Genomic DNA, 10,964 nt, shown 5'->3' with positions numbered 1-10,964 from the left:
TCATAAGACGGTATATTGAAAAGTGCCGCTGTTTCTCTGATAGATGTCCCGTGTTCATTCATATAATAAAGTACATCTAGTTTATACTGGGCTGGGTAGAATGTATAGCACTTTTCAAAGGCCTTTTCACCTGAAGACTCATATCGTCTAATCCACTCACGAAGTACGCTAGGGTTAACTCCTATAGATTTAGCAATTGTTTTTCCACTTTCTGTACCATCTAAATATCGTTTCACCGCTTGGATTTTTTCTTTTGAAGAAAATTTAGCCATAAAAAATGCACCTCCAATTGTTAGGCTGTGTCTAACAATTGGGGTGCACTTCAGAAATACTTGTTGGCTTTTTTTCTCATTTTGAAATTTATTTCTCAAGTTACATAGCATAAAAAACGTGATATGATAAAAAATTTGGAAAATCATTGGAATGTGTTGTCATATTTAAGATTATTTTGTAAGATTAAACTTGTTTCTTGTGAACAAATATAGAACTGAATTATTAAAAATAAAAAATGTAAGATTTATATGTTATAATTTTTCCTATGTGTAAATTTTAGAAAGTTGGAGGAACTTATGGAAGAAACAATTAGTTTAAAAGAGTTATTTCATATTTTTAAAAAACGTTTAGCAATGATCCTCGTAATCGCCTTTGGTGCAGCAATAGTAAGTGCTATTATTAGCTTCTTCTTTATGACACCAATCTATCAATCTTCGACGCAAATTCTTGTTAACCAGAAGAAACAAGAGGGGGCAATGTTCCAAGCTGGTGAAATTCAAACGAATATTCAATTAACGAATACATATAAGGTTATTATTAAAAGCCCAGTAATCTTAGAACAAGTGAATGAAAAATTAAATTTAAATATGACAGCGCAAGAGTTAACAAAAAAGGTTAATGTTGCTAATGAAAAGGATTCACAAGTAATCGCTGTAACAGCTGAGGATAAAGATCCTAAAATAGCTCGTGATATCGCTAATGCAACTGCAGATGTATTTAAAGGCGAAGTTGCAAAAATTATGAACGTTGATAACGTAACAGTAATATCTAAAGCAGAAGTTGCAGAAAATCAATCTCCGATTAAACCAGCTCCTATGCTTAATATAGCAATTGCTTTTATTGTTGGTTTAATGGCTTCGGTTGGTCTTGCATTCTTACTCGAATACTTAGATAACACAGTGAAAAAAGAAGAAGATGTAGAAAATTTACTTGGTTTACCAGTATTAGGTATTGTAGCTCGTATGGATGAAGAAACATTGAACGTGAAATCACACGCTCCATCATCAAGAAAAGTGAGGGGACAAACAATTGGCTCTTAATTTATTTAAAAAGAAAAAAAATCATCGTCAACGCCGTCAATTAATTGCTCATCAACAACCGAAATCACCAATTTCAGAACAATATCGTAATATTCGAACGAATATTGAATTTGCAGCTGTTGATACGAATTTACATTCATTAATGGTAACATCTGCGAACCCAAGTGAAGGGAAAACGACAACGACAGCGAATATGGCAGTTGTGTTTGCTCAACAAGGAAAAAAAGTATTATTAATTGATGCAGATATGCGTAAACCAGCAATGCATCAAATGTTCCAAGTAGATAATATTTTTGGACTCACGAACGTATTAACACATAGTGAACGTTTAGAAAAATGTGTACAAACGACATCTGTAGACAATCTACACTTTTTAGCTTGTGGTCCAATCCCACCAAACCCGGCAGAATTGTTAGGTTCAAAATCAATGAAAGAACTTCTTGGACAAGCATACAGTATGTATGATTTAGTTATTTTTGATATGCCACCAATTTTAGCTGTAACCGATGCGCAAATTATGGCAAATGTATGCGATGCTTCTATTCTTGTTGTTCGTAGTGAATCAACAGAAAAGGAAACGGCAGTAAAAGCAAAAGGATTGTTAGAATCGGCTAAAGGTAAATTGTTAGGCGTTGTTCTAAATGACCGTGAACGTGAAGAGGGCTTATATTATTACTACGGTGCAAACTAATTTTAAAGTGAGATATGGTAAAAACATATCTCCTTTTTTCCCTTGAATATGAGCGATATCTCATATTCAAGGGAAAAAAGATCTTTATAGGAGAGAGGGAGGATGAAACAAATGATAGATTTACATTGTCACATTTTACCTGGTATCGATGACGGTGCACAGACAATAACAGATAGTTTAACAATGGCACAACAAGCCGTTTCAGAAGGAATACATACAATTGTCGCAACGCCGCACCATCAAAATGGCAAATATATAAATGAATATACCTCAGTTATTCATCACGTAAAACAACTAAATGATGAACTACAACAATACAATATTCCACTTACCATTTTACCGGGGCAGGAGATTAGGTTATATGGCGATTTATTAGAAGACTATGAAGCTGGTAAAATTGTTACTTTAAATGAAACAAATAAATACATATTCATTGAATTCCCATCGAATCACGTACCTCGTTATGCTGAACACCTATTATATGAACTACGTGTAAAAGGAATGATTCCAATTATTGTTCATCCGGAACGTAATGCCGAGTTAATCGAGCGGCCAGATAAGTTATATAACCTTGTAAATAAAGGGGCATTAACGCAAGTAACGGCAGGTAGTTTATTAGGGAACTTCGGTAAAAAAATTAAAAAGTTTTCACTTCAACTTGTAGAACATAATTTAACACATATGATTGCTTCAGATGCACATAACACGACATCGAGAGGATTTCATTTAGCGGAAAGCTATGAACTAATTGAGAAAGAATTTGGAACGAGTGTTATGAGTGATTTAAAAGAGAATCCGTACTTATTAATTAGCGGGAAAGCAATTTATAAAGAAGATCCAGAACAAATTCGCCGCAAAAAATTATTCGGTATTTTTTAAATAAAGAATTGGTGATGTCTCCTAACCGTTATCAACGGAGGCACTCGGTCGTGCTGTGGGTAGAAATTATATTTCAACCTACCTTAGACGCTTGTCGTCGGGAGTATGGCGTGAGGATGGGTTGGATGCCCATAATTTATTTTTACTAGAAACTCTACCTATAGAGTTATAAAAATAACTCTATAGGTAGGGTTTTTGTTATTGTTACATATAAATATAAGGATGCAGGGGGACTATAATTGAAAAAAGTAAGAAAGGCGATAATTCCAGCTGCTGGTCTTGGGACAAGGTTTTTGCCAGCAACGAAAGCGATGCCGAAAGAAATGCTACCTATCGTTGATAAACCAACAATTCAATACATAGTAGAAGAAGCGATAGAATCAGGAATTGAAGATATTATTATTGTTACTGGAAAAGGTAAACGTGCTATTGAGGATCATTTTGATCACTCTTTTGAATTAGAACAAAACCTTTTGGAAAAAGGCAAGTATGAAATGCTTGAAAAAGTGCAAGCATCTTCAAAAATTAATATTCACTACATAAGGCAAAAAGAACCAAAAGGACTTGGACATGCAGTATGGTGTGCTCGTAAATTTATTGGAAATGAACCGTTTGCGGTATTACTTGGTGATGATATTGTGCAGGCAGAAACACCATGCTTGCGTCAATTAATGAATCAATATGAAGGTACACAATCATCTGTAATTGGTGTACAAACAGTGCCAGAAAATGAAACACACCGTTACGGCATTATCGATCCAATTGAGCGAAATGGCCGCAGTTATCAAGTGCGTCAATTTGTAGAAAAACCAGCAGAAGGAACAGCACCATCCGATTTAGCAATTATGGGTCGTTACGTATTAACACCGGAAATATTTATGTTTCTTGAAGATCAACAGACAGGTGCTGGTGGAGAAATTCAGTTGACAGATGCGATTCAGCGTTTAAATGAAATGCAACGTGTGTTTGCGTATGACTTTGAAGGTACTCGTTATGATGTTGGGGAAAAGTTTGGGTTTATTAGGACTACAATTGAAATGGCACTGCAACAAAAAGAATTAAAAGAACAACTCATAAAATATATGGTTGAACTAGTACATAAAGAAGCGATCAAATAATTGTAGGGGAGAGGGAATATGAAAACTGGTGAAAATATAGCGAGGGATTATCAAATTACACCTGATACTCAAACTATTCAAGTAGAAAGTAATCAATCTAAAATCTATTTAGGAATTAAGTATTTATTAGATGTTATGTTTTCTTTAGTAGGATTAATTCTATTGATGCCTGTTATATTGATATTTAGTATACTTATTATTTTAGAATCTCCAGGGTCTCCTTTTTACCTGCAAGAAAGATTAGGATTGAATGGGAAGAGATTTAAAGTTATAAAATTACGCTCCATGCGGAATGATGCAGAAAAAAATGGAGCAAAATGGGCAGAAAAGAATGATCCACGTGTTACAAAAATAGGATTATTTATTCGTAAAACAAGAATTGATGAATTACCGCAATTATTTAATATTTTAAAAGGTGATATGTCTCTTGTCGGACCAAGACCGGAAAGACCGATATTTACAGAGAAATTTGAAAGAGATATACCTGGGTTTAAGAAAAGATTAGAAGTCAAACCAGGATTGACTGGGTGGGCACAAGTCAATGGTGGATATGAAATTACCCCGAAAGAAAAATTAAACTTAGATGTTTATTATATCAATCATGCAAGTATAATTTTAGATTTTAAAATTATTATTAAAACAGTTAGAGTTGTAATCACTGGCGATGGCGCTAGATGATATAATAAATTCTCTAATTGCTTAAATTTAGATTGAATATAATAAATAAAAAGAGTAAAGATTTGAGGAATAGAATTTGTTGAAAAATGATTTTGTTAAAAATGCTATGAAGTTATTAACAGGTACTACAATTGCTCATGCTATTACATTTTTATTTTCTCCAATTATCACCAGAGTTTATAGCCCAAGTGAATTTGGATTATATACTTTATTTCTGACAATAGGAACATCGTTAGGCCTTTTTGCTACAATGAGATATGAAATGGCTATTTTACTACCTAAAGATGAAAAAGAAGCTGATAGCTTAAAAAAACTATGCATATCCTCCAGTTTAATGATATCTACTATAATATTATTTGCTACCTTAATTTATAATAGTATTTCTAATGAAGGAAATAAGTTATTTTTAGGTTTGTTTATATTTGTTTTATTTACGGGTTTATATCAAACATATTATTATTTAAGCAATAGAAGTAACGATTATAAAGGGATGGGTAATTCACGTATAATACAGACGCTACTATTTTCTGTCTTATCAATAGCTTTTTATAAAATAGGTGGTAATGGATTAGTTATTGCACATATATTGTCAGTGATAGCATCTTATATATACTTAAAGAATCGAAGAAGTAATAACTTTTTTGAAATCAATTTTCAGTTAAAAGGTTCCAGAAGTATAATAAAGGTTGCAAAAAAATATAAAGATATGCCAATGTATAATTCTATTCATGCATTTATGGATGTAATTATGAATAATGGGTTATTATTTTTAATCAGTATATTTTATGGAAGTGCTGTTTTAGGATTATATTCATTTGCATGGAAAGTATTGAGGGCACCATTAGCAGTTATTGGATCTGCTGTTGGACAAGTCTATTTGAATAGAGCTTCTCAATATTATAATGATAAACAAGCCATTAAACCATTAATGAACAAAATTATATTTAGATTGTTATTAGTTGCACTTCCATTATTTCTTATTTTGGGGCTTGAGGGAGACGTAATCTTTAGTTTTGTTTTTGGTCAAAGTTGGAAAGAGGCTGGAAGCTATGTTCAAATATTATCACCTTGGTTATTTTTTAATTTTATGAGTTCACCCATTGTACAGACATTTGTTGTGTTAAATAAGCAGAGGAATGCTTTAGTTTATTCATTTATTCAAACAGTTATGACGATATCAACTATAATAGCTATTCCTTTCTTTAGTAAAGACATCTATACATTATTACCATGGTTATCACTGATTGGTTCATTAAGCTGTATTGTATTTATAATATGGATATATAAAATTGTTTCAGAATATGAGAAGAAAATAATAAGTGAGTAAATTTTTATAAGGATACTAAGTCGTATCGTATGCTGGGGGTAAAAGTGATTGGAAAATATTATTTCTTCTACTGAAGTAGAAAAAGTATCAAATAAAATACTATCAATATTACTAAGTATGTTTATTATTTGTGCTATTTTAAATAATAGTGGTATACCGGTCTTAAATAAACTAGGCTTCCTTAGTTTACTGTCTATTTTCGGTATGGGAGCGTTTTTTTTATTATCTTTACTATCAATTAATTTTAGAGTAGGATCGAGAAAAATATATATATATGTTGTGTTTATTGCTTTTACGATTTCTTCATTCTTTAGTTTGCTAGATCATCCAAGTAGTAAAGGTGTCTATATATTTAGCGAACTGTTGTTAATTAACATACTTTTTATTTCTTTAACAATTTATAATTTAACTGAAAATATAATAAAGTATATGTCTATATTTGGAATAGCATATGTGGTTATTTGTTATATATTAGATGTTGCTACTAATGGAAGAATGAGTAATATATTATATACAAACCCTAACACTTTGGGGGCAACAGTATTCTATTTGTATATATTTTTTATATTTAGAGTGAATTATTTTAAAACAGAGCGAATGGGTAATTTATATTTTCTTTGTGTGTCTTTTTTTTCAATAATATTAATTTTTTATAGCCAAGCTAGATCCATTTGGATTAGTCTTGCTGTCTTTTTTGTAACTTACTATATATGGGATTTTCTTTGCAAAAGAAAAATTTTAACACATATATATATATGTGTTGTTTTAGCTTTTTGTATGTTATTTAGCTTCTGGTATCCTAGATTGCCAGAATATGACTTTGCACTAGAATGGAATAGTAAGTTATTGGAATTAACTGGAAAATCATTATTCTCTGGACGGCAGCTTGTTTGGAAAGATCTATTGAATTCAGCAATGGAAAATCCATTATTAGGATATAGCTTTGATATGAGATTTAATGGTGGTATGTCAGCACATAACATGTATCTAGAAATTATATTACAGTCAGGAATATTAGGAGTAGGACTTTTGTTAATCTTATTCTATTGTCTTTGGTTGTATCTGTGTCGTTATGGTCATTATGCTAATTCTAGAATTTCAGGAGCAGCTTTAATTGCTATAATAATACATCAATTATTTGAAGTAACTTTAATTCAAAATAATTTAGCAATTGGTATAATGCAATGGATAATTATTTCCTTAGGATTTAGTGGAGGTTTAATTCGAAAAAAATACCTCAAAGGAGTAAAATAATGAAAAAAATATGCTATTTAGCCCCTGCATCAAATATTCATACTGTTCGATGGGTAAATGCATTAGTTGAAAATCAATTTGATGTTACCCTAGTCACTATGCATGAACCTGATATGGATAAGATAGATTCTAATGTCAAGATAGAGGTGTTACCTTTTAAAAAGGGATATGGTTATTATTTAAATGCATGGGCTTTAAAATCTGTATTAAGAAAATATAGTCCAGATTTCTTACATGTACATTATGCAAGTGGTTATGGAACTTTAGCTCGATTAGCTAAATTTGAACCAACAATCTTGTCTGTTTGGGGAAGTGATGTGTATTTATTTCCTAATAAAAGGGAAGTAAATAGACGAATATTAAAGAAAAATTTGAGCCATGCAAAATATATTACTTCAACAAGCCATGATATGAAAAAAGAGACAGAAAAATACTTAGATTATAATAAGGAAATATACATTACACCATTTGGTATTGATACCCAATTATTTAGGGCGAATGATAATAAGAGTAATAATGAAAATAATCAGCTTTGTATAGGAATTGCAAAAAAACTAGAGAAGGTATATGGGATTGATTATTTAATACGAGCAGTAAGTGAATTAAAAAAGAAATTAAAAATCCAGGGATATAATAATATAGCCGATAATTTAAAATTAATTATTATTGGTGAGGGAAGTCAGAGAGAGGAATTAAATTCATTAGTCAAGGAACTTGAGTTAGAAAATCATGTAGAGTTTATAGGGAATATTCCAAATGTAGAAATCCCTAATTATTTGAATGAAATAGATATCTTTTGCATCCCTAGTTTATCAGAAAGCTTTGGGGTTGCAGCTTTAGAAGCTTCAGCTTGTGCGGTTCCAGTTGTTGCTTCAAATGTAGGAGGATTACCAGAAGTCGTATTACATGGGGAAACTGGATATCTAGTCGATGCAGGAAATTCAAAAGAGCTATCTGAGAGGTTATATGAACTAGCATTAAACCCAGAATTAAGAAAAGAGTTTGGAGAAAACGGTAGAGAACTTGTAAGCTCTAAGTACAGTTGGAAAGAAAGTGTAAGGATTATGCTTGAGGTTTATAATAATATAGAGGATTAATTGAGATGTGAAAGCATTGTGATTTACAAGGTACATTAATGAAGTTTTTAAGTTGTATTTAAAATAACCTTTTAATTAAATGTGGAAAGTCTATGCTATCTTCAAAATAGTCTATATTTAGATATAGTTTTACCTAAGCTACTAGTGTTTTAGCATTAGTAGCTCTTATTATGATTTTTAAAGGAGTATTGTAAAAAAATGGATATTGATTCGAATGTATCAGATATTAAACCTTTTATTTCAATTGTTACACCATCTTATAACGCAAGTTCCTTTATTAAAGAGACGATTCATTCCGTACAATCTCAAACTTATAATAATTGGGAAATGATTATTGTAGATGATGTTTCAAAAGATAATACTCGTGAATTAATAAAAGAAGAAATTGAAACAGATAACCGTATTCGGTTAATTGAATTGACAGAAAACAGTGGAGCAGCAATAGCGAGAAATACTGGCATTAATAATGCAAAAGGAAAGTATGTAGCTTTCCTAGATAGTGATGACTTATGGCTACCGGAAAAACTTGAAAAGCAATTAGAATTTATGCAGAATAATGATATAGCTTTTTCATTTACGAGTTATCAAATTATGAATCAAGATGGTATTCTCACTGATAAGGTTGTGCATGTTCCAGAGAAAATTAATTATAATGGATTATTAAAAAATACGATAATCGGCTGTTTAACGGTTATGTTGGATATTGAGAAGTTAGGGAAAGTACAAATGCCTAATATTAGAACACGTCAGGATACTGCAACATGGCTGAAAATATTAAGACAAGGCCATGTTGCTTATGGCTTAGATGAAGTTTTATCTAAATATAGAAAAGTTGAAAACTCTATTTCTAGTAAAAAATTCAAAATGGCTAAAATGAATTGGAAATTATATAGAGAAATTGAGGGATTAAGTATCCTGAAATCTGCATGGTGTTTTATAAATTATGCTCTGAATGGAGTAGTAAAACATTTTGTTAAATAAGCAAAAAAGCCCTTTCTTCAAAGGGCTTTTTTTATTGTTAATAATTAAGGAGGATATAAGATGAATATTGCTATTTTTGGTACAGGTTATGTAGGACTAGTGACGGGGGTTTGTTTATCGGATATTGGCCATCGCGTGACTTGTATTGATATTGATGAAAATAAAGTTGCAAGAATGAAAAAAGGTATTTCACCAATATATGAACCAGGTTTAGATGATTTAATGAGTAAAAACATTAAAGAAAATAGATTGTTATTTACAACAGATTGTCGTCAAGGGATTGAAGAAGCAGATGTTATTTATATAGCAGTTGGTACACCGCAGCAAGCAGATGGTTCAGCTAATTTACAATATATTGAGCAAGTCGCTTTGGATATTGCTAATAACCTTAAAAAAGATTTGATTGTAGTAATTAAAAGTACAGTTCCAGTTGGCACAAATGATCATGTGAAAAATTTAATTCAGCAAAATTTAAAAGCAAATGTGAAAATTAGCATGGTATCAAACCCTGAATTTTTAAGAGAGGGTTCTGCAATTCACGATAGTTTCTATGGAGATCGTATTGTTATTGGGACTGATGATGTTAAAACTGCCGAGGCTATGGAAGAAGTGAATAAACCCTTTAATGTTCCTGTTTTTAAAACAACAATTAGAAGTTCAGAAATGATTAAATATGCAGCAAATGCTTTCTTGGCTACAAAAATTAGTTTTATTAATGAAATTGCTAATATTTGTGAAAAATTAGGTGCGGATGTAGAGCATGTAGCTAATGGTATGGGATTAGATAAAAGAATTGGTACACAATTTTTAAAAGCTGGTATTGGATATGGTGGTTCTTGTTTCCCAAAAGATACACATGCTTTAATACAAATTGCTGGTAATGTAGATCATGATTTTGACTTGTTAAAATCAGTTATTACAGTAAATAATAATCAGCAGGCATCGCTCGTTGAAAAAATAAAAAATGTATTAGGTGATATGGAAGGAAAGCAAGTGGCTATGCTTGGTTTAGCTTTTAAACCAAATACTGATGATATGAGAGAGGCGGCATCTATTGTTATTGCAAACGATTTAGTAAAAATGGGTGCGAAGGTCGTAGCTTATGATCCAATTGCTACTGAAAATGCAAAGAAAATATTACCTAATGAGGTTCAATATGTGTCTTCTGTTGAAGGGGCAGTTAAAAATGCCGATGTAACAATTATTGTAACTGAATGGGATGATATAAAAGAATTCCCTATTGAACAGTATATTAAATTAATGAAGCAACCTATTATTTTTGATGGTCGTAATTGTCATGGTTTAGAATATGTAAAGAAGTTTAATGTAGACTATTATTCAGTAGGAAGACCAGCTGTAGTTCGTGAAAAAGTTTCTTTATAATTAGTGGGTAATTTATAGGATGAGAATCTGTAAGACTAATTTTTATAAATAAAGAAATTTTTTATTAACCTAGCTATTTTAAATTCTAGCTAGGTTAATGTTTACATGCTTATTATAAGGATATGTAGTAATGGGGAGGTTTGTAATTATGGCAGTACTTGTAACAGGTGGAGCAGGATATATTGGTAGTCATACATGTGTAGAATTACTAAATAGCGGTTACGAAGTTATAGTAGTGGATAA

Annotated in this window: 12 protein-coding genes; 11 read left to right on the top strand and 1 reads right to left on the bottom strand. The window is 31.3% G+C overall.

Annotation, left to right across the window (positions count from 1 at the left end; translation table 11 throughout):
• A partial coding sequence (locus C4S65_RS33030) for a transposase (protein ID WP_142391614.1) occupies nt 1-272 on the bottom strand: 272 nt, incomplete at its 3' end.
• Nucleotides 273-569: 297 nt separating this feature from the next.
• Here C4S65_RS33030 and C4S65_RS33025 point away from each other — a divergent pair.
• The 11 genes from C4S65_RS33025 to C4S65_RS32975 all read left to right on the top strand — a co-directional run.
• Entirely contained in the window at nt 570-1,313 is a 744-nt protein-coding gene (locus tag C4S65_RS33025; protein ID WP_000393115.1) for a Wzz/FepE/Etk N-terminal domain-containing protein, read from the top strand.
• Entirely contained in the window at nt 1,303-2,004 is a 702-nt protein-coding gene (locus C4S65_RS33020) for a CpsD/CapB family tyrosine-protein kinase (protein WP_001207164.1), read from the top strand. The genes C4S65_RS33025 and C4S65_RS33020 overlap by 11 nt, the downstream gene beginning before the upstream one ends.
• 111 nt (nt 2,005-2,115) lie before the next feature.
• Nucleotides 2,116-2,883, top strand: coding sequence for a CpsB/CapC family capsule biosynthesis tyrosine phosphatase (locus C4S65_RS33015; protein WP_098515796.1), 768 nt, complete (start codon nt 2,116-2,118; stop codon nt 2,881-2,883).
• Nucleotides 2,884-3,122: 239 nt separating this feature from the next.
• On the top strand, nt 3,123-4,001 hold the full coding sequence (gene galU, locus C4S65_RS33010; RefSeq protein ID WP_000757801.1) for a UTP--glucose-1-phosphate uridylyltransferase GalU: 879 nt from the start codon (nt 3,123-3,125) through the stop codon (nt 3,999-4,001).
• An 18-nt stretch (nt 4,002-4,019) separates the two neighbouring features.
• Nucleotides 4,020-4,679, top strand: coding sequence for an exopolysaccharide biosynthesis polyprenyl glycosylphosphotransferase (locus C4S65_RS33005; RefSeq protein ID WP_000847747.1), 660 nt, complete (start codon nt 4,020-4,022; stop codon nt 4,677-4,679).
• Between the two features lie 76 nt (nt 4,680-4,755).
• Entirely contained in the window at nt 4,756-6,006 is a 1,251-nt protein-coding gene (locus C4S65_RS33000) for an oligosaccharide flippase family protein (protein WP_014894860.1), read from the top strand.
• 48 nt (nt 6,007-6,054) lie between these two features.
• Nucleotides 6,055-7,260: an O-antigen ligase family protein gene (locus tag C4S65_RS32995; RefSeq protein ID WP_098838670.1), complete on the top strand. Its 1,206-nt coding sequence runs from the start codon at nt 6,055-6,057 to the stop codon at nt 7,258-7,260.
• Nucleotides 7,260-8,357: a glycosyltransferase gene (locus tag C4S65_RS32990; protein WP_098515792.1), complete on the top strand. Its 1,098-nt coding sequence runs from the start codon at nt 7,260-7,262 to the stop codon at nt 8,355-8,357. Before C4S65_RS32995 ends, C4S65_RS32990 begins: the two co-directional genes overlap by 1 nt.
• Before the next feature lie 198 nt (nt 8,358-8,555).
• Nucleotides 8,556-9,338, top strand: coding sequence for a glycosyltransferase family 2 protein (locus C4S65_RS32985; RefSeq protein ID WP_000350513.1), 783 nt, complete (start codon nt 8,556-8,558; stop codon nt 9,336-9,338).
• Between the two features lie 60 nt (nt 9,339-9,398).
• Nucleotides 9,399-10,721 (top strand): UDP-glucose/GDP-mannose dehydrogenase family protein, encoded by a 1,323-nt coding sequence (locus C4S65_RS32980; RefSeq protein ID WP_103945894.1) that lies wholly within the window; start codon nt 9,399-9,401, stop codon nt 10,719-10,721.
• Between the two features lie 148 nt (nt 10,722-10,869).
• On the top strand, nt 10,870-10,964 hold a 95-nt coding region (locus tag C4S65_RS32975), incomplete at its 3' end, for an NAD-dependent epimerase/dehydratase family protein (protein ID WP_142341383.1).

This window comes from Bacillus sp. ok061 (genome assembly GCF_900108285.1).
Taxonomy (GTDB): domain Bacteria; phylum Bacillota; class Bacilli; order Bacillales; family Bacillaceae_G; genus Bacillus_A; species Bacillus_A thuringiensis_S.
Note: the sequence above shows the minus strand (reverse complement) of the source record. Positions and strands in the feature narration are given on the sequence as shown.